Source organism: Streptomyces sp. NPDC002643 (genome assembly GCF_053592555.1).
In genome coordinates this window covers 17,487-37,954 of the sequence record NZ_JBSFVY010000059.1, presented here as the reverse complement: position 1 = coordinate 37,954, position 20,468 = coordinate 17,487, and the positions used below count along the sequence as shown (strand labels likewise).

12 protein-coding genes and 2 pseudogenes are annotated in these 20,468 nt (G+C 70.3%); 6 read left to right on the top strand and 8 right to left on the bottom strand.

The features are described from left to right. The 3 genes and pseudogenes from ACWD4G_RS44045 to ACWD4G_RS44035 all read right to left on the bottom strand — a co-directional run. Positions 1-352 (bottom strand): annotated as a pseudogene (locus ACWD4G_RS44045) (cytochrome P450); the annotation flags it as partial. A 278-nt stretch (positions 353-630) separates the two neighbouring features. Further along, a pseudogene (locus ACWD4G_RS44040) lies at positions 631-1,104 on the bottom strand (AfsR/SARP family transcriptional regulator); the annotation flags it as partial. A 33-nt stretch (positions 1,105-1,137) separates the two neighbouring features. Continuing rightward, complete coding sequence (locus ACWD4G_RS44035; RefSeq protein WP_451304092.1) at positions 1,138-3,129, bottom strand: amino acid transporter; 1,992 nt, start codon at positions 3,127-3,129, stop codon at positions 1,138-1,140. Between the two features lie 538 nt (positions 3,130-3,667). Between ACWD4G_RS44035 and kdpF the strand changes: the two genes are divergently transcribed. From kdpF to ACWD4G_RS44005, 6 genes are read left to right on the top strand one after another with little or no spacing between them, the layout of a single operon-like run. After that, positions 3,668-3,757 (top strand): K(+)-transporting ATPase subunit F, encoded by a 90-nt coding sequence (gene kdpF, locus ACWD4G_RS44030; RefSeq protein WP_009326374.1) that lies wholly within the window; start codon positions 3,668-3,670, stop codon positions 3,755-3,757. Between the two features lies 1 nt (position 3,758). Next, positions 3,759-5,453: a potassium-transporting ATPase subunit KdpA gene (gene kdpA, locus ACWD4G_RS44025; protein WP_451304090.1), complete on the top strand. Its 1,695-nt coding sequence runs from the start codon at positions 3,759-3,761 to the stop codon at positions 5,451-5,453. Then, positions 5,450-7,603 carry a potassium-transporting ATPase subunit KdpB gene (kdpB, locus tag ACWD4G_RS44020; protein ID WP_451304088.1) on the top strand — a complete coding sequence of 718 codons (2,154 nt, stop codon included), beginning with the start codon at positions 5,450-5,452 and terminating at the stop codon, positions 7,601-7,603. Before kdpA ends, kdpB begins: the two co-directional genes overlap by 4 nt. 25 nt (positions 7,604-7,628) lie before the next feature. Further along, positions 7,629-8,297, top strand: coding sequence for a potassium-transporting ATPase subunit C (locus tag ACWD4G_RS44015; RefSeq protein ID WP_451304086.1), 669 nt, complete (start codon positions 7,629-7,631; stop codon positions 8,295-8,297). A gap of 52 nt (positions 8,298-8,349) precedes the next feature. Continuing rightward, on the top strand, positions 8,350-9,033 hold the full coding sequence (locus ACWD4G_RS44010) for a response regulator (protein WP_451304084.1): 684 nt from the start codon (positions 8,350-8,352) through the stop codon (positions 9,031-9,033). Positions 9,034-9,077: 44 nt separating this feature from the next. After that, complete coding sequence (locus ACWD4G_RS44005; protein ID WP_451304082.1) at positions 9,078-11,624, top strand: DUF4118 domain-containing protein; 2,547 nt, start codon at positions 9,078-9,080, stop codon at positions 11,622-11,624. Positions 11,625-11,679: 55 nt separating this feature from the next. Here ACWD4G_RS44005 and ACWD4G_RS44000 read toward each other — a convergent pair whose 3' ends face one another. The 5 genes from ACWD4G_RS44000 to ACWD4G_RS43980 all read right to left on the bottom strand — a co-directional run bounded on the left by ACWD4G_RS44000 (position 11,680) and on the right by ACWD4G_RS43980 (position 20,290). Then, positions 11,680-13,206: an AMP-binding protein gene (locus tag ACWD4G_RS44000; protein ID WP_451304080.1), complete on the bottom strand. Its 1,527-nt coding sequence runs from the start codon at positions 13,204-13,206 to the stop codon at positions 11,680-11,682. Positions 13,207-14,012: 806 nt separating this feature from the next. Next, on the bottom strand, positions 14,013-14,504 hold the full coding sequence (locus ACWD4G_RS43995; RefSeq protein WP_451304078.1) for an RNA polymerase sigma factor: 492 nt from the start codon (positions 14,502-14,504) through the stop codon (positions 14,013-14,015). Between the two features lie 122 nt (positions 14,505-14,626). Further along, positions 14,627-15,361 (bottom strand): class F sortase, encoded by a 735-nt coding sequence (locus ACWD4G_RS43990; protein WP_451304076.1) that lies wholly within the window; start codon positions 15,359-15,361, stop codon positions 14,627-14,629. Then, positions 15,358-15,750, bottom strand: coding sequence for a sortase-dependent protein (locus tag ACWD4G_RS43985; protein WP_451304074.1), 393 nt, complete (start codon positions 15,748-15,750; stop codon positions 15,358-15,360). The genes ACWD4G_RS43990 and ACWD4G_RS43985 overlap by 4 nt, the downstream gene beginning before the upstream one ends. 214 nt (positions 15,751-15,964) lie before the next feature. Further along, positions 15,965-20,290: a molybdopterin-dependent oxidoreductase gene (locus ACWD4G_RS43980; RefSeq protein WP_451304072.1), complete on the bottom strand. Its 4,326-nt coding sequence runs from the start codon at positions 20,288-20,290 to the stop codon at positions 15,965-15,967. Between the last annotated feature and the right edge of the window lie 178 nt (positions 20,291-20,468).

The following is a 20,468-nucleotide window of genomic DNA, read 5'->3' as shown; positions in this document are numbered from 1 at the left end:
CGCGCATCCGGCGCACGGTGAACTCCGGCATGAGCAGCCGCCGCAGGCGCGTGTGCTCCGGCGGGTCGAACGCGGGCAGCATCCCCGCCAGCATCCTGGCCCGGGCCTGCGCGTCCTGCTCACCGCCCGCGTCGGACAGGACGCGGGCGGAGCTGAATCGCTCCGGGTCCGACAGCACCTCGCGTACGTCCTTGTAGCGGCAGACCAGATACGCGGTCCCGCCGAACGGCGTCCGCGTCGCCAGCACGCCCTCGCGGTCCCTGACCCGGGCCAGCTCCTCGACCGGACCGAACCCGCTCCGCCGCATCTCCAGCGGTAACTCCGGCGTGTGCGTCATCTTCGTCCCGCCCATCGCGTGGTCGTGTGAGGCGCTCCGCACGCTACCAGGTAATTGTTAGGTGACTACCACTTATGAGGGGGCCGGTCCGCCCGGTAGTCGGCCGTAGGGGTCTGACGTGCGGGTTTCCTCACCACTCAGTACCTGGAGGAGGCCGGCCAACTCGCCGAGAGGCGGCTCACCCCGCAGATCCCCGGCGACGGCAGCGACGCGAACCGCGCCGGCATCAACGGCGGTACCGCCGACCGGGCCGACCGCATCGCCTGCCTGGTCCCCGGCATTCCGCTCGTGACCGCCGCCTCCTCCCGTCGGCCCAGCCGGGCGAGGGCGAGTGCTCGGGAACGGAAGAGCGCGCTGTGCGCCGGGACGCGGGCGGTGCGCAGGGCCACCACCGGATCGCGCAGGTCCTCGCCCGTTCCGGAGTCCATGCTCCCGTCCCAGAGGGCACGGACCGCCTCGGCCTCGGCCAAGGACCCCGCGTGATCCCCCGCCCTGGCCCGCTCGGCGCTCGCCGCCTCGTGCAGCAGCAGGGCGGAACTGTCGATACGCGTCTCGTCCAGCGCCAGCCGGTACCCCGTCGGCGTGTTCACGACCAGATCGGCGCCCAACTGCCCCCTGAGCCGTGACACCAGGATCTGCACGGCCTTGCCCGGCCGTTCCGGCAGCGCGTCCGGCCACAGCCCCTCCACCAGCCGCCCCGTGCTGCAGCCGGTGCGCGGCTCCTGCGCCAGCAACGCCAGCAGCCCGCACAGCCGGGGCTCGGTGATCTCACGTCCGCGACAGGTCCGCGCTCGCTCGTCTCACCCCACGTGCACCCTCGGCCGCCGTGACCGGTCCGGCTCGGCCTCTCTGAGGACCTCTCTGGTGACCGGGGCGACCTCGCCCTGGCCGAAGAGGAAGAAGCGGAGGAAGTTGGCGAAGGGGTTGCCCTCGGTCCACTCGAAGTAGATGTGCGGGATGCGGTCGGTGGTGTCGCGTACGTGCAGCAGGAAGGCGGCCAGGGAGTTGGAGACCGAGGAGGACTCCAGGGTGAGGACCCTGAAGCGGTCGTGCATGACCTCGCCCCGGACCGTCAGACCCGACTCGAACTCCGAGGGATCGGTGACCGTGACCTCGACGAACACGAAGTCCTCCGCCGTGGGGACCTCGTTGTCGGCGCGGATCTGCTCGATCTTGTCGCGGTACTCGGCGATGTCCCGGTTGTCCGGCTCATTGGCGATGAAGCGGATCTTGCGATGGGCCATATCCCTGACGAATCGTTCCGCCATGGCATCCAGTTCGACATGGGTGACACGTGGCTCGAAAGCGCGGGCGAGACGGGACAGCAGCGAGACGAGGATGATCGCGGCGATGAAGCAGGCGCCGATCTTCACACCGTCGGGACGCTCGATGACGTTGAGGACCGTCGTGTAGAGGAAGACGGCCGAGATGATGACACCGAAGGCGATGGTCCAGTTGCGCTGGCCGGCCTTGCGCGCGGCGATGGTCACCGCGATCGCCGCCGAACTGATCAGCACCAGGACACCCGTCGCGTACGCCCCGCCCTGGGCGTCCACGTCCGCGTCGAAGATCCAGGTGACCAGGAAGCCGACCAGGGTGAACACGATGACCATGGGGCGCACGGCGCGGGCCCAGTGCGGGGCCATGCCGTAGCGGGGCAGATAGCGCGGCATCAGGTTCAGCAGACCGGCCATGGCGGAGGCGCCGGCGAACCAGAGGATCAGGATCGTGGAGACGTCGTAGACCGTGCCGAAGGCGTTGCCCAGATAGTCGTGGGCGAGATAGGCGAGGGCGCGGCCGTTGGCGCTGCCGCCCTCCTCGAACTCCTTCTCGGGGATGAGGAGGGTGGTGATGAAGCTCGTGGTGATCAGGAAGACGCTCATGATCACCGCTGCGGCCGTCAGGAGTTTCTTCGTGCCGCGGATACGGCCGCGCGGGTTCTCCTCGGTCTCGCCCGGGTCGCCCTGGACGTGGGGCATCACCGCCACGCCGGTCTCGAAGCCGGAGAGGCCGAGGGCCAGCTTCGGAAAGACGATGAGCGCCACGCCGATCATGACGAAGACGTTTCCGTGCTCGGCGGTCAGGGCCGACGACCAGTCGGTGATCACATGCCCCTCCGTGATCACATGCCAGAGGCCGACGACCACCACGACGGCGTTCAGGGCGAGATAGACGCCGACCAGCGCGACCGCGACGCCGATGGCCTCCAGGAAGCCCTTGAGGAACACCGCGCCGAGCAGGGCGATCAGCACCATCGTGATCAGCATCTGCTGGTCGTGCAGCGCGCTGTTCAGATGCGGGTTCTCCACGAGGTGGGTGGAGGCGTCGGCGGCGGAGAGGGTGATGGTGATCAGGAAGTCGGTCGCCGCGAAGCCCAGCAGGGTCAGGACGAAGAGCTTGCCCTTCCAGAAGGTCAGCAGCCGCTCCAGCATGGCGATCGAGCCCTGGCCGTGCGGGCTCTCCTCGGCCACGCGCCGGTAGACGGGCAGCGCGCCGGCGAGGGTGACGATCACCAGGACGATGGTCGCGACGGGAGAGAGGAGACCGGCCGCGAGAGCGGCGATGCCCGGCTGGTAGCCGAGGGTGGAGAAGTAGTCGACACCGGTCAGGCACATCACCCGCCACCAGGGCTGGCCCTTGTGGGCGAGATCGGAGGACGGCTCCTGCTCGGCCTCCGGTGCCGACGGCGCCGACGGTGCCGTCCGTGCCGCCTTCCCGGCCTTGCCCATGTCGGACAGGCCCTCCAGCATCCAGGCCCGCAGACGGTGCGGTGGGCGTTCGGTGGTGGCCATCGGCGTGCTCCAGGTGGACTGCTCTGCGTGGGTTTCGGCCATCACGCGGACGGCGGGAACAGCGTAAGCAGAGAGTGACGTCAGGGCCCATGGGAAGAGGGGTCCTGGGGCGTCAAGACTCCGTTAAGAGCGCCGGGGTGTGTCGACGGACACACGGAGCGAGGAGGTCAGCACACCGAAGGCTCCGGTACGCGGCGGTAGACGGCGGTACGCGGCGGCCGGGTGGAACCCTCCACGAGGTTTCCGCCCGGTCACGGGGTGTGAGCAAGGGCTCGGCGGGCCGCGTGGGAGGCGCCGGCCGGCTGCTGTGCGCCGCCCGAAGGATCAGGAGCCGTCAGGGTTCCGTCAAAGCTGTGGGGGCCGCCGTAAGGGAGCCGTCAACGAGCGGTCCGATTCGGCCACGAGGGCGCTTTCCTCTAATCGTCCGTGTTCACCGAACCTCACTCCAGGAGTTCGCGATGGCCGATCTGGCCTTCGTCGTCACCACGATCGCGGCTTTCGCGCTCGTCGCCCTCGTCGCCAAAGGGGTGACGAAGCTGTGACCGCCGAGAACGTCGTCGGCCTGGTCGTGGCCGTCGCCCTGCTGGGTTATCTCGTCCTCGCCCTGATCTTCCCGGAGAGGTTCTGAGATGACATCAGCCGCTGCCGCAGCGGGGGGCACGGGGCCCGTACTCGCCGGCGTGCTCCAACTGCTCGCCCTCATGGGCGCACTCGCGCTCGCCTACGTCCCCCTCGGCACCTACATGGCCAAGGTCTACTCCTCCGACAAGCACTGGCGCGTCGAGCGATGGATCTACCGGGGCATCGGCGCCGACCCCGCCACCGAGATGCGCTGGCCCGCCTATCTGCGCGGTGTCCTCGCCTTCTCCGTGGTCGGTGTCCTCTTCCTCTACGCCCTCCAGCGGCTCCAGGGCGTGCTGCCCGGCTCGCTGGGCTTCTCCTCGATCGACCCGGACCAGGCGTTCAACACCGCTGCCTCGTTCGTGACCAACACCAACTGGCAGTCGTACTACGGCGAACAGTCCATGGGCCATGTCGTACAGGTCGCCGGGCTCGCCGTGCAGAACTTCGTCTCGGCGGCCGTCGGCATCGCCGTCGCCGTGGCGCTGGTCCGTGGCTTCGCCCGGTCGCGGACGGGGGAGCTGGGCAACTTCTGGGCCGACCTGGTGCGGGGCGTCACCCGCATCCTGCTGCCGGGCGCCGCGATCGCGGCCGTCGTGCTCGTCGCGTGCGGTGCGATCCAGAATTTCTCCGGCATCCATGAGGTCGGTCAGTTCATGGGCGGTTCGCAGCAGTGGAACGGCGGGGCCGTGGCCTCCACCGAGGCCATCAAGGAGTTCGGCACCAACGGCGGGGGCATCTTCAACGCCAACTCCGCCCACCCGTTCGAGAACCCGACGCCGTTCACCAACCTCTTCGAGATCTTCCTGCTGCTGGTGATCCCGTTCTCGCTGACCCGCACCTTCGGTGTGATGGTCGGCAGCGTGAAGCAGGGGTACGCGATCCTGGCGACGATGGCCACCATCTGGGTCGGTTTCGTGGCCCTGATGATGTGGACCGAATTCACCCACCACGGCCCGGCGTTCGAGATCGCCGGCGGGGCCTACGAGGGCAAGGAGGTCCGCTTCGGGGTCGGCGCCTCGTCGATCTTCGCGGTGTCGACGACACTGACCTCGACCGGCGCGGTGGACTCCTTCCACTCCTCCTTCACCGGCCTCGGCGGCGGCATCACCATGCTCGGCATGATGCTGGGCGAGATCGCGCCCGGCGGTGTCGGCTCCGGCCTCTACGGCATGCTGATCATGGCGGTCATCGCGGTGTTCATCGCCGGTCTGATGGTCGGCCGCACCCCCGAGTACCTGGGCAAGAAGATCGGCACCCGCGAGATCAAGCTGGCTGCCTGCTACATCCTCGTCACCCCCGCCCTGGTGCTCGTCTTCACCGCGTTCGCGATGGCCCTGCCGACCCCGGCCCACTCCATGACCAACTCCGGGGCGCACGGATTCTCCGAGATCCTCTACGCCTACACCTCCGCCTCCAACAACAACGGGTCGGCCTTCGCCGGGCTGAACGCGGACACGCAGTGGTTCAACACCACCCTCGGTGTCGCGATGCTGCTGGGCCGGTTCGTGCCGATGGTGTTCGTGCTGGCGCTGGCTGGTTCGCTGGCCGAGCAGAAGCCGGTGCCGGTCACGGCGGGCACGCTGCGCACCGAGAAGCCGCTGTTCACGGGCCTGTTGGTGGGGGCGATCCTGATCATCACCGGTCTGACGTACTTCCCCGCGCTCGCGCTGGGCCCGCTGGCCGAGGGGCTGGCGTCATGACAACCGACGTAGAGAAGACCGACGTAGAGAAGACCGACATAGAGAAGCGGGACTCCATGTCCACTCCCACCCTGGCGCCCCATCAGGACGCGCCCACCGGGCACAAGCCCGCCGAAGGACGTGTCGGCGCGGGCCTCTTCGACCCCAGGCAGCTGGTGAAGTCCCTGCCGGACGCCTTCCGCAAGCTCGATCCCCGGGTGATGATCAAGTCGCCGGTGATGTTCGTGGTGTGGATCGGCTCCGTCCTGACCACGGTGTTCTCCTTCAAGGACCCGGGCGACTGGTTCGGCTGGACCATCAGTGCCTGGCTGTGGCTGACCGTCGTCTTCGCCAACCTCGCGGAGGCGGTCGCCGAGGGGCGGGGCAAGGCGCAGGCCGACACCCTGCGCAAGGCCAAGACCGACACCGTGGCCCGGCGGCTCACCGAGGACGGCGCCGAGGAGCGCGTTCCCGGCACCGAGTTGAGGATCGGTGACCTGGTCGTCTGCGAGGCCGGCGACATCATCCCCGGCGACGGAGACGTCGTCGAAGGCGTCGCCTCCGTCGACGAGTCGGCGATCACGGGTGAGTCGGCGCCGGTCATCCGGGAGTCCGGCGGCGACCGCAGCGCCGTCACCGGCGGGACCAAGGTCCTCTCCGACCGCATCGTCATCAAGATCACGACGAAGCCGGGCGAGACCTTCATCGACCGGATGATCAACCTCGTCGAGGGCGCGGCCCGCCAGAAGACGCCCAACGAGGTCGCCCTCAACATCCTGCTGGCGTCCCTGACCATCGTGTTCCTGCTCGCGGTGGCGACCCTGCCTCCGTTCGCGGACTACGCGGGCACGCATCTGACGATGGTCGTGCTGGTGGCGCTGCTGGTCTGTCTGATCCCGACCACCATCGGCGCCCTGCTCTCCGCCATCGGCATCGCGGGCATGGACCGCCTGGTCCAGCGCAACGTCCTCGCCATGTCGGGGCGGGCCGTCGAGGCCGCGGGTGACGTTTCGACGCTGTTGCTGGACAAGACCGGCACCATCACCCTCGGCAACCGTCAGGCCGCCGAGTTCGTGCCGGTGCGCGGGACGACCGAGGCGCAGGTCGCGGACGCCGCCCAGTTGTCGTCGCTGGCCGACGAGACACCCGAGGGCCGCTCCATCGTCGTACTGGCGAAGGAGAAGTACGGGCTGCGGGAGCGGCAGCAGGGCGAGCTGGGCGGGGCCGAGTGGATCGCGTTCACCGCGCAGACCCGGATGTCGGGCGTCGATGTCGACGGGCGCAAGGTCCGCAAGGGCGCGGCCGGTTCGGTCATCGCCTGGGTGCAGGAGCGGGGCGGGGAAGTCGCCCCGGACGCCGGCGAGTTGACCGACCGGATCTCCGAGGCGGGCGGCACCCCCCTGCTCGTCGCCGTCGAAGACTCCGAAGGCGCACGGGTGTTGGGCGTCATCCACCTCAAGGACGTCGTCAAGGACGGTATGCGGGAGCGGTTCGAGGAACTGCGCCGTATGGGCATCAAGACCGTCATGATCACGGGTGACAACCCGCTGACCGCGAAGGCGATCGCCGAGGAGGCGGGCGTCGACGACTTCCTCGCCGAGGCCACGCCCGAGGACAAGATGGCCCTGATCAAGCGGGAGCAGGCGGGCGGCAAGCTCGTCGCGATGACCGGTGACGGCACCAACGACGCGCCGGCGCTCGCCCAGGCGGACGTGGGCGTGGCGATGAACACCGGCACGTCGGCCGCGAAGGAGGCCGGCAACATGGTCGATCTCGACTCCAACCCGACCAAGCTCATCGAGATCGTCGAGATCGGCAAGCAACTCCTCATCACCCGGGGCGCGTTGACCACGTTCTCCATCGCCAACGACGTCGCCAAGTACTTCGCGATCATTCCGGCGCTGTTCGCGGCCGTCTATCCGGGCCTGGACAAGCTCAACATCATGGGCCTGGCCTCACCCGACTCCGCGATCCTCTCCGCCGTGATCTTCAACGCGCTGATCATCATCGCGCTGGTGCCGCTCTCCCTGAAGGGCGTGCGCTACCGGCCGGTCAGCGCCGACCGGATGCTCCGCCGCAACCTCACCGTCTACGGACTCGGCGGACTGATCGCCCCGTTCATCGGCATCAAGCTCATCGACCTGCTCATCTCCCTCATCCCCGGGCTGTAACTCATTGAAAGCGTGGTGAACGACCATGAACAACTCGCTGACGAACACCGCCCGGTTGCTCGGCGCGGGCCTGCGCGCCCTGCTCGTACTGACCCTGGTGACGGGAGTCGTCTACCCCCTGGTGATCACCGGCGTCGCCCAGGGCCTGTTCCACGACAGGGCCAACGGCTCCGAGATCACCTCGAACGGCAAGGTCGTCGGCTCGTCCCTGATCGGGCAGGCGTACAACCTGCCGCTGAAGAAGGGCCAGGAGACCCCGGAGCCCGATCTGAAGTGGTTCCAGGGCCGTCCGCAGAACGGGCTGGGCGCCAACAGCGTCAACACGCAGTACAAGCTCATACTGTCGGGCGCGACCAACCGGTCCGGTGACAACGCGGAACTCATCCAGTGGGTCAAGGACGCCAAGGCCGCCGTCGTCAGGGACAACTCCGTCCCCGGTCACACGGTCGAGCCGTCCGACGTCCCCGCCGACGCGGTCACCTCCTCCGCCTCCGGCCTGGACCCGGACATCTCCCCGGCCTACGCGGACCTCCAGGTCCACCGGGTCGCCGAGAAGAACGGTCTGCCCGTCGCCGAGGTCCAGAAGCTGGTCGACGAGCGCACCGAGGGCCGCACCCTCGGCTTCATCGGCGAACCGCGCGTGAACGTCCTCGAACTCAACATCGCCCTCAAGGCCCTCGTGGCGAAGAGCTGACGGCGGCACGGCGGCCCGGTGGCCCGGCGTACGACAGGAGAGGCACACACTCATGACCTCGGTGCTCGTGGTGGAGGACGACCCGCAGCTCGTACGGGCCCTCGTCATCAACCTGCAGGCACGTCACTACGGCGTCGACGCCGCCCCGGACGGGACGACGGCCCTACGGCTGGCCGCCGCCCGTCAGCCCGACGTCGTCCTTCTCGACCTCGGTCTGCCCGACATGGACGGCGTCGACGTCCTCAAGGGCCTGCGCGGCTGGAGCCGCGTACCGGTCCTGGTGCTCTCCGCCCGGCAGGCGTCCGACGAGAAGGTCGCCGCGCTGGACGCGGGCGCCGACGACTACATCACCAAGCCGTTCAGCATGGACGAACTGCTGGCCCGGCTGCGGGCCGCCGTCCGCCGCACCGAGGACACCGTGCTCGCCCCCGAGACGACCCTGGTCGAGACCGAGGACTTCGGCATCGACCTGCTCGCCAAGAAGGCCGTCCGGGACGGACGGGACATACGGCTGACGCCGACCGAGTGGCATCTGCTGGAGATCCTGGTCACCAGCCCCGGCCGGCTGATCAGCCAGAAGCATCTACTCCAGGAGGTCTGGGGCGTCTCGCAGAGCAACAAGACCAACTACCTGCGCGTCTACATGGCCCAGCTGCGCCGCAAACTGGAGAAGGACCCCTCGCACCCCCGCTATCTGATCACCGAGCCCGGCATGGGCTATCGCTTCGAGCCCTGACCGGGCCCTGACCGAAGCCCGACCGAGGGATGACGAGGGACCACATGGCACGCGGCAAGCTCCGGATCTACCTCGGTGCGGCACCCGGCGTCGGCAAGACCTACGCCATGCTCTCCGAGGCGCACCGACGTATCGAGCGGGGCACCGACTGCGTGGTGGCCTTCGTGGAACACCACCACCGGCCGCGCACCGAGGTGATGCTGCACGGCCTGGAACAGATCCCGCGCCGGGAACTGGGGTACCGGGACGGCGTCTTCACCGAGATGGATGTGGACGCCGTCCTGGCGCGCCGGCCCCAGGTCGCCCTGGTAGACGAACTCGCGCACACCAACGTCCCCGGCTCCCGCAACGACAAACGCTGGCAGGACGTCGAGGAACTGCTCGCCGCCGGCATCGACGTGATATCGACCGTGAACATCCAGCACCTGGAGTCCCTGGGCGACGTGGTCGAGTCGATCACGGGGGTACGACAGCGGGAGACGGTCCCCGACGAGGTCGTACGCCGGGCCGACCAGATCGAGTTGGTCGACATGTCCCCCCAGGCGCTGCGCCGCCGCATGGCGCACGGCAACATCTACAAGCCCGACAAGGTCGACGCGGCCCTCTCCAACTACTTCCGGCCCGGAAACCTCACCGCGCTGAGGGAGTTGGCGCTGCTGTGGGTGGCCGACCGGGTCGACGCGTATCTGAACGAGTACCGCAGCGAGCACCGGGTGTCGACGATCTGGGGCTCGCGCGAGCGGATCGTCGTCGGTCTGACCGGTGGCCCCGAGGGGCGCACGCTCATACGCAGGGCGGCGCGGCTCGCCGAGAAGGGCGCCGGCGGCGAGGTCCTCGCCCTCTACATCTCCCGCAGCGACGGCCTCACCGCCGCCTCACCCAAGGAACTCGCCGTCCAGCGCACCCTCGTGGAGGATCTCGGCGGAAGCTTCCACCAGGTCGTCGGAGACGACATCCCGGTCGCCCTGCTCGACTTCGCACGGGGTGTCAACGCCACCCAGATCGTCCTCGGCGTCTCCCGCCGCAGGAGCTGGCAGTACGTGTTCGGGCCCGGCGTGGGTGCCACGGTCGCCCGCGAGTCCGGGCCCGACCTCGACGTCCACCTCATCACCCATGACGAGGCGGGCAAGGGCCGGGGACTGCCGGTGGCCCAGGGCGCCCGGCTGGGCCGGTCACGGGTCATCTGGGGCTGGCTCGTCGGTGTGCTCGGCCCCGTCCTGCTCACCCGGCTCCTCACCGGCGTCACCCTGGACGTCGGCCTCGCCAACGACATGCTGCTGTTCCTGACCCTGACGGTGGCGGCGGCCCTCCTCGGCGGGCTGTATCCGGCCCTGGCCTCCGCCGTGGTGGGCTCCCTGCTGCTCAACTGGTTCTTCACCCCGCCCGTGCACACCCTCACCATCGCCGACCCCGAGAACATCGTCGCCATCGCGATCTTCGTCGGCGTCGCCGTGTCCGTGGCGTCGGTGGTGGACCTCGCGGCCCGCCGCACCCACCAGGCGGCCCGGCTGCGCGCAGAGTCCGAGATCCTCTCCCTCCTCGCCGGGAACGTCCTGCGCGGCGAGACCAGCCTGGAGGCCCTGCTGGAACGCGTCCGCGAGACCTTCGGCATGGAGTCCGCGGCCCTGCTGGAGCGAACCGGGGAGACGGACCCCTGGACCTGTGCCGGAAGCGTGGGGCACCGGCCCGCCGGGGCACCGGAGGAGGCGGACGTCGACGTACCGGTCGGCGACCACATGGCCCTGTCGCTGCGCGGCCGGGTGCTGCCCGCCGCCGACCGCCGGGTCCTCGCCGCGTTCGCCGCGCAGGCCGCCGTCGTCCTCGACCGTCAGCGGCTGCAGCACGAGGCCGACCGCGCCAAGGAGTTGGCCGAGGGCAACCGCATCCGCACCGCGCTGCTCGCCGCCGTCAGCCATGACCTCCGTACGCCCCTCGCCGGCATCAAGGCGTCCGTGTCCTCGCTGCGCTCCGACGACGTCGAATGGTCCGAGGCGGACCACGCGGAACTGCTGGCGGCCATCGAGGACGGCGCCGACCGGCTGGACCAACTGGTCGGCAACCTCCTCGACATGTCCCGCCTCCAGACGGGCACCGTCACCCCGATCATCCGCGAGACCGACCTCGACGAGGTGGTCCCCAGGGCGCTCGGCGGCGTCCCCGAGGACGGTGTGGACCTCGACATCCCCGAGACCCTGCCCATGGTCCACGTCGACCGGGGCCTGCTGGAGCGGGCCGTCGCCAACGTCGTCGAGAACGCCGTCAAGTACAGCCCGCCCGGAGAGAAGGTCCTGGTGGCCGCGAGTGCCCTCGCCGACCGGGTCGAGGTACGGGTCGTCGACCGCGGGCCCGGCGTCCCCGACGACGCCAAGGACCGCATCTTCGAACCCTTCCAGCGCCACGGCGACTCCCCGCGCGGCGCCGGCGTCGGCCTCGGCCTCGCCGTCGCGCGCGGCTTCACCGAGGCCATCGGCGGCACGCTCACCGCCGAGGACACCCCCGGCGGCGGCCTGACCATGGTCCTCGCCCTGCGCACGGCACCACAGCGAAGCCCGGCACAGCCGCCGGACGTACGGGCCAGGGCCGTGCCCTGACGGTTTGACGCACGTGGGTGCGGGCGTCCACCCGGATCGACTCGTACGCCGTCCGTCAGGTCTGCTCCCGCCACAGCGGTTCGCGCAGCGCTCTGCGGAGGATCTTGCCGACCGGGGACTTCGGCAGGGTTTCGATGAACTCGACGCGTTTGGGAACCTTGTAGCCGGCGAGTCGGGCGCGCACCGACCGCTTGATCTCGTCCGCTGTGGCGGAGTGGCCCGGCCGCAGGCTCACGAACGCCGTCACGGCCTCGACCCAGAGCGGGTCCGGAGCCCCGACGACGGCGCACTCGGCGACCGCCGGATGCGCGGCGACGGCGTCCTCGACCTCCCTCGGGTAGACGTTGTAGCCACCCGTGACGATCATGTCGCCGCGTCGGTCGACGAGGAAGTAGTAGCCCCGTTCGTCGACATGGGCCATGTCACGGGTGCGGACCCAGCCGTCCTCGGTGATCATCTCGGCGTTCAGCTCCGGCGCCCGGAAGTAACCGGCCATCTGGCTGGGCGACCTCACCTGCACCTCGCCGATCTCGCCCCGGCTCACCGCGTGCCCCTTGTCGTCGGCCACGCGGACGTCCATGTCGACCGAGGGCCGGCCGCAGGAACCGGCGAGCGCCGGGTCGAGATGGTCCGCCTCGTCGAGGGCCGTGATGGCGAGCGGGACCTCGGTCTGGCCGTAGTACTGCTTGAAGATCGGTCCCCAGGCGGCGATGGCGCGCTCGATCAGGGGCCGGGGCATGGGGCTCGCCCCGTAGACGACCGTGCGCAGCGACGAGACGTCGGCGTGCTCGATGTCGTCGCCGGCGAAGAGCATGCCGAGCATCGTCGGCACCAGGTTGACCTCGGTGACCCGGTGGCGGGCGATCGCCTCCAGATACCCTCGGGGCTCGAACCTGGGCAGGACGACGGAGACACCGCCCCGGAGCCAGTACGGCAGGACGAAGGTGCCGCTCGCATGGATGAGCGAGGCACCGTGCAGCATGACCGAGTCGGGTCCGGGCGACAGGAAGTTCGCGAGGATGTTCGCGGCGACGGCGGCGTACGAGCCCTGGGTGTGCGTGGCGGCCTTCAGTACCCCCGTGGTGCCCGAGGTGTGCAGCAGGAGCATCGTGTCGGACTCGCTCAGCGGCAGCCGGGGATCGGTGGGGTCCGCCGTGTCCGCCTCGGCCAGGAGGTCGATCCCGTCGGCCACTCCCGGGCAGCCGAGGCCCACGGTGCGGATGCCGGGCACGCTCGCGGCCAACTCCTCGGCCGCCGCGCCCAGTTCGCTCTGGTGCAGAAGCCAGGACGTTCCCGTCCCCTCCAGCATCCGGCGGTGTTCGGCCACCGAGAGACGGGAGTTCAGCGGCACCCGGACGAGGCCGGCCTTCAGACACGCGAAGTCGAGGGACATCGACCACAGGTTGTTGTCCATCAGCATGCCGAGGTGGTCGCCCTTCGCCATCCCGGCACCCAGCAGGACGTTCGCGAAGCGGTTGGCCGCCTCGTCCACCTCGGCGAACGTAAGGGAACGGTCTTCGAAGATCACAGCCGTTCGTGCTGAGTGGTGCACCGCACCGCGCCGTACGAGCTCGGCAGCCACAACCACGTCTCCTCCAGAACCAGTTCGCCGGAAACGGACCGCCCGATCGGTCCCATTGCACTGGGGAGCGTGAGGACGGGCAAGAGCGCGGGGAGCGGCGCGGTCCGGCAGCGGTGGCCGACGGAGGTCAGGGGGCTTGGGGCGTGGGGGCGGTCGGCGACGACCCGACGAAGTCCGAGGGCTCCGAGGGAGTGGAAAGGACCGCGGAAGGGACCGGAGAGGTGTCCGAGGGGGGCGTACCGGTGGCCTGGCTTTGTTCGGTCGCCGGGGGCTGTTCGGTGGGGACGGCGGAAGGGGACGCAGGGCCGGAGGTCGGGGGCCGGGACGGGACCGGCGACGGCGACTGAGGGGCCGTGGGCGTCGGTGAGGGGCTGACCGCCGGGGGTGGGGCGAGCGGGGGTGCCGGGGTCCCGGTCCTCGTGGAGAGGTACACCGGCAGCGCGACGAGGGCGGCCACCGCGCACACGGCACCGGCACCGGCAGCGGTACGCAGCAGCCGCCGCCGGGCGGCACCACGGCGAACCGCCTCATAGCGACCGGGCGGCGGCCCGAGAAGGGTGGCGGGGGGCCGCAGGACCACGCTCAACGGATCGTCGGCGTCGGTCTCTGGCCAGTCGCCCCCGGCCCCCGGCCCGTGGCTCCCGGCGCCTGGCCAGTCGCCCCCGGCCTCCGGGCTGTTGTCCCCGCTCCTCGGCCCGTGTCCCCCGGGCCCTGGCCAGTTGCCCTTGGCCCCCGGCCCGTTGCCCGTGTCCCCCGGCCCGTTGCGCCTGCTTCCCGGGCCGTCGGCCTCGAATTCCGGGTCGTCGTCAAGGCGTGTGATCAAGGCTTCTCCTCAGGTGGGCGCGGAGCAGTTCGCGGGCCGCGTGGAGGTCGGCCTTGACGGTTCCTTCCTTGCGTCCGGTCAGTACGGACACGTCCCGGATCGGCATGTCAGCGTAGTAGTGCAGCAGAATCGGCACGCGCAGCCGTTCCGGCAGGGACTGCACGAGCAGCCGGATCGAGGGGTCGGCCGTCTCACCGGCCGGCCGGACCGCGGCCTCGTTGGTGACCCGGTGCACGGCCTTGCGCTCGCGTTCGAGTTTGCGCCAGTGGTCCCGTACGAGATTCGCCGCGGTGACGTAGAGGAAGCCGTGCGGTTCGGCCACGGCCGTCCAGCGGGCCCAGAGCCGCGTGAACGCCTCCGACGCGATCTCGTGCGCCGTCTCGTCGTCGTCGACCAGACGGCGGCACCAGCCGGCCAGGCGTGGATAGAGGGCGGCGAACAGTTCGGACGCGGCCTTCTCACGGGACCGTTTCAACGCTCTCCATGGTCGTGCTGTCGTGGGGCCGCCGGGACTGCCCGGACTGCCGGGGCTGTCGGTGACACGACCGTCCGGGCCCGGACGGCTTGTCAGATGCCGGGGCGCGGCCAGAGGTTCGGTCACCGGCTCGGCGAACCGCTCGCCGAGCCGGTGGTCGCGTCGCCCGCCGATGCGAGCGTGGCGAAGACGATCACGTTGTCGCGGTACTCGTCGCCGCTGCGCGGACCGCCGCAGGTGATCAGCCGCAACTCCGGGCGGTCCACGTCGCCGTAGACTGCCTCGGCCGGGAAGTCGGCCTTGGCGACCGTACGGACGTGGTCGACGGCGAACACCGCGCTCGTACCGTTCTCCAGGCGTGCCTCGACCCGTTCGCCCCGCCGCAGCTCCGCGAGCCGGCGGAAGACGCCGTCGCCGTAGGGGCCGACGGTGACATGGCCGAGGAGCACCGATGGACCGGTCTGCCCCGGCGTCGGCGAGTGCTCGTACCAGCCCGCCCGGTCGTGCGCGGTGATCGGCGGCACCTCGACGGTTCCGTCCCGGGCCAGGCTCAGCCGGATGACCGGGGTGTCGACGCCGATCGCCGGTATCCGCAGCCCGACCGGCACCGAACGCCCCACCGGGTGCACGGAGTTGGCACCCGAGCCCGAGCCCGAGCCTGATCCCGAGTCCGAGTCCGAGTCCGAGTCCGAGTCCGAGCCTGATCCCGAGCCGGAGTCGGATTCGGTGCCGCCCATGGTGGCGGCCCCGGACGTGCTGGCGGCCCCGGATGCGCCCCGGTCGGACCGGCCGCCGCAGCCGACGAGCAGCGAGGACGTCGCGGCCACGGCGAACGCGCGCCTGGAGAGCGAGGTCATGCCCGGTCGGCCCGCCGGCGCCGGACGACGAGGACGCCGGCGCCGCCCAGCAGCAGCGCGGCGGCGCCCGCACCGGCGATCACACCACCGCTGCCGGAGTCCTTCGACGCCGAGGCGGCACCCGTGTCGGGGGCGCCGCTCGGGACGACGGAGACCTGACTCGGGACCGGGGACGGCTCGCTGTCGGCCGGTGCCTCGGTCGGTACGGCGGACGGCTCGCTGTCGGCCGGGGCCTCGGTGGCCTCGACGGGGGACGGGACCGGGCTGGGCGCCGTGGAGGCGGACACGGGCGAGGGAACCGGGCTCGCCCCGTCGGCGAACGCGGGCAGCGCGCTCGCCACCACGGCCGTACAGGCAAGTGCCGTCGCGCTGAGGACAGTTCGGCGCATGAAGTCGCTCTCTCTCGTAGGGCCGCCCGCCCGGATCACCGGACGGGCGGCGTCGCGAATCGAGAGGAGAGACGAGGCGGACGGGGAGCGAGTTGTAAAGAGATGGCAAAGCCGTTTTACGGGAGGCGGGAGGCGGGAGGCGGTGAGCCGAAGCCGGGGCCGTCCGGCCGGGGGCGGCGGTCGTACGCCACCCCCGGCCGGACGTGCCCGGCGGTCAGTACACGTCCCGCACGTACCGCTTCTCGCTCGCCAGTTGCTTCACATACGCGGCGGCCTCGGCCTCGGTCATTCCGCCATGGGTGGCCGCGATGTCGCGGAGGGCGTTGTCGACGTCCTTCGCCATGCGGGCGGCGTCGCCGCAGACGTAGAAGCGGGCGCCGTCCTGGAGCCAGTGCCACAGCTCGGGGCCGTGCTCGCGCATCCGGTCCTGGACATAGACCTTGGCGCGTTGGTCGCGGGAGAAGGCGGTGTCCAGCCTGCTGAGCGTGCCCGCGTGCCGAAGCTCCGTCAGCTCCTCCTCGTAGTAGAAGTCGGTGGCCCGGTGCTGTTCACCGAAGAACAGCCAGTTGGGCGCCCGATGGCCGAGGGCCCGACGTTCCTGGAGGAACCCGATGAACGGGGCGACCCCGGTACCGGGACCGACCATGATCATCGGCGTCGCGGGGTCCGCCGGCGGCCGGAAGTGCGGCGAGCGCTGCACGAACACCGGCACCTCCATGTCCGGCTCGCCGTCCGCGAGGAAGGGCGAGCAGACCCCGGCGCGCGGGCGGCCGCGCAGGTTCTCGTACCGCACGACGGAGACCGTCAGCGAGACCTGGTTCGGGTCGACGAGCGGACTCGACGAGATGGAGTACAGCCGGGGCTGAAGCCGCTTGAACACCCCGGCCCAGTCCTGCGCGGAGGCCCGTACGGCGAACTCGGACACCACGTCCACGGCCTGCCGTCCCCACGACCACGCCGCCAGCCCGTCCTTGTTGTCCGGGCGCATCAGCTTCTTCAACTCCCGGTTGTCCCGCGTCCGTTCGGAGACGAAGCGGAGGAGGTCCGGGGTGATACGGGTGATGTCGAGGTGCCGGTGCAACGCCTCGGCAAAGGGCAGTTCACCGCCGTCGACACCGCTGACGTTGACGGGCGTCGAGCCGTCCACCCCCGTCACCGCCAGCCACTCCGTCACCAGATCGAGGGAGTTGACCGGCCGCACCCCGAGCGCGTCGCCCGCCTCGTACGACAGCCCCGTCCCCGTCGTGTCGAACGTGAACCGGCGCACTTCCTTCCCCGCCCCCGGCAGACTGAGCAGCCGATTCCCGACGAGCCGGGCGTTGGCGGGCGCGGGCTTGGCGGAACGGGGAGCGGACGCGCCCGCGGAGCCGGGGGAGAGCACGGGAGGGGCGGACTGAGGTTCGCCCCCCGAACCCGTATCGGCCCCTGTTCCTGTTCCCGTGTCGGAGACCGTGCCGAGGGCCGCGATGACCTTGCCGAGCCAGGCGTCGGCCTCCGGCTCGTAGTCGGGCTCGCAGTCCGTGCGGGGGGCCAGCCGGATGGCGCCCAGTTCGTCGAGACGGGCGTCGAGCCGTCGGCCATGGCCGCAGAAGTCGTCGTACGAGGAGTCACCGAAGGCCAGTACGGCATAGCGGACGCCGTCCAGGCGGGGGGCCTCGGCGCCGGTGAGGGCCTCCCAGAAGCCGGAGCCGTTGTCGGGGGCGTCGCCGTCGCCGAAGGTGCTGGTGATCAGCAACAGATCGGCGCCGCGCGGCAGTTGACCGGGGTCGGTCTCGTCCATCCCGACGAGCGTCGCCCGATGCCCCGCCGCCCCGAGGTGCTCGGCGGCGGCGCCGGCGAAGTCCTCCGCCGTCCCCGTCTGCGAGGCCCACAGCACGACGACCTCACGCCCGGCGACCCGGGGCTCGGCGACGGGCACGCCCACCGGGGCCGCGGCCCGCGAGTACATCCCCGCGAGCACCCCGTTCACCCACATCGCGTGCTCGGGCCGGAACGGCGCGTCCACCGGCAGCACGGGCACCCCGACCACCTGGGTCCCGAGCCCGGCGAGAAACCCGGTGAGGTACTGCCGCTCCTGGGCGGAGAGCACGGGAGGGGGAGCGGGTTCGAGTCCGAGCACGGCCATGGCGGCGCCGGGCGAGGCCATTTCGGCAGGGGGCGCAGATCCGGTGCCGCTCCGCACCATTTCAGCCCGTCGTGGGGGTCCCCCCGCTCGAGCGGAGTCGAGAGTGGGGGAGTTTGAGGACGAGCCCGAAGGGCGAAGGCGGGGGTCTGGGGGCGCAGCCCCCAGAGGCGGGGTCACAGGGGCAGCCGCCCCTGGGGATGGGACGGGTAGGGGCGGCGGGGGCGAGGAAACCTTGGTCAACCCCACCGCACACACCTTCAACTCCGGCTGGAACGACAACGGATCGACCGCGTCACTCGTCACCGCGTTGATGCTCAGATACTCCCCGAACAGATCGTTCCAGTGGAACGGCGCGAACACACACCCCACCATCACCCGATCCGACACCACCACCGGCAACACGGCCCGCCCCCGCCGCGAGGCGACCTCGACGAAGTCGCCCTCGACGACCTCCAACCGCTCGGCATCCCGAGGATGCACCTCCACGAACGGCCCGGGATTCAACTTGTTGAGCTTGGCAACCTTCCCCGTCTTCGTCAGCGTGTGCCACTGATGCTGCAACCGCCCGGTGTTGAGCACGAACGGATAGTCGTCATCCGGCATCTCGGCCGCCGGAATGTGCGGCCGGGCGAAGAAGACGGCCCGCCCACTGGCGGTGGGGAAGACCGGACCCCCGTCCCGGTCCTCACCACCGCCGTCGGAGCCCCCGACAACGTTCGTAGGCAGGTACCGGATCGGATTGCGTGCCGGGCCGTTTTCCTCGGCCGCCGGCCACTGCACCGGCGTACCCCGCAGCCGCTCGTACGTCACACCCCGCAGATCCCACCCGGTCTTGGGGTTCCACGCCCGCTTGATCTCCTCGAAGATCTCCTCGGCGCTGTCGTAGGAGAAGCCCTTCTCGAAGCCCATCTCCCGGGCGACGGCGGCGATGATCCGCCAGTCGGCCATGGCCTCGCCGGGCGGGTCGGCGGCGGGCGCGGCGAGGGTGAGGTTGCGCTCGCTGTTGATGAGGACGCCCTCGGACTCGGTCCACAGCGCGCCGGGGAGGACGACATCGGCGTACGCGTTGGTCTCGGTGTCGACGAAGACGTCCTGCGTGACGACGAACTCGGCGGCTTCCAGCCCCTCGATCACGGTCTTCCGGTTGGCCACGGACGCGACGGGGTTGGTGCAGATGATCCAGCAGGCCTTGATCTCCCCGTCGGCCATCTTCTGGAACATCTCGACGGTGCCCTTGCCGACCCCGTCCTTGCGCAGCGTCTCGGGCGCCAGCCCCCACAGCTCCTCGATGAACGCCCGCTCCTCGTCCACCAGCACCGACCGCTGCCCCGGCAGCCCCGGCCCCATGTACCCCATCTCGCGCCCGCCCATGGCGTTGGGCTGCCCGGTGAGCGAGAAGGGGCCGCTGCCGGGACGGCAGATCGCACCCGTCGCGAGATGCAGATTGACCAGGGCGTTGGTGTTCCAGGTGCCGTGGGTGGACTGATTGAGCCCCATGGTCCAGCAGCTCGTCCACTCCCCGGCCTCACCGATGAGCCGGGCGGCCTCGCGGATGTCGTCGGCCGCGATCCCGGTGATCTCGGCGACGGCGTCCGGCGTGTAGTCGGCGAGGAACTCGGGCATCGCCTCCCACCCCTCGGTGTACGAGGAGATGAAGTCGGCATCGGTGTACCCACCGACATGCAGCAGATGAAGCAGCCCGTTCAACAGAGCCAGATCGGTCCCCGGCCGAATCCGCAGAAACAGATCGGCCTTATCGGCGGTGGTGGTCCGCCTGGGATCGACGACGATCAGCTTCGCCCCCGCCTTGACCCGGTCCATCATCCGCAGGAACAGAATGGGATGGCAGTCGGCCATGTTCGAGCCGATGACGAGGAAGACATCCGCCTTGTCGAGATCCTCGTACGAGCCGGGCGGCCCGTCGGCGCCGAGGGAGAGCTTGTAGCCGGTGCCGGCGCTGGCCATGCACAGCCGGGAGTTGGACTCGATCTGGTTGGTGCGGATGAAGCCCTTGGCCAGCTTGTTCGCCAGATACTGCGCTTCGAGGCTCATCTGGCCGGAGACATAGAACGCGAACGCGTCGGGCCCGTGCTCGTCGATGACCGCGCGCAGCCGCCGGGCGGTCTCGCTGATCGCGGCGGAGACGGGCGAGGGCACCGGCTCGTCGCCGCGGTCGTCGCGGACGAGGGCGGTGGTCAGCCGGCCCGGCGCGGCCAGCATGTCGGCCGTGGTCGCGCCCTTGGTGCACAGCCGACCGAAGTTCGCGGGGTGAGACTTGTCACCGGTGGCCTTCAGGACCGTACGCCGGCCGTCGGGACCCATCCCGACGTCCAGGAGCATCCCGCAGCCGACTCCGCAGTACGAGCACACGGTCCGCACCTGGGAGGTCGTGCTCTGCGGGCCCTGTGCGACCACGGGCGGCCCCCTTCTGTCGGCGATCTGTACGGTTCCGCTGGGGTCTGGTGGTGTTCCGGTCGTCGTCTGGTACGGCGGCCGACCGGAGTCTGCTCAGCGGCCGAACGGCTGTCCGGCATGCCCGATCGTACGAATTGCCCGTTACGCCTGTGTCACATGACCTGATCATGAGGAGTTA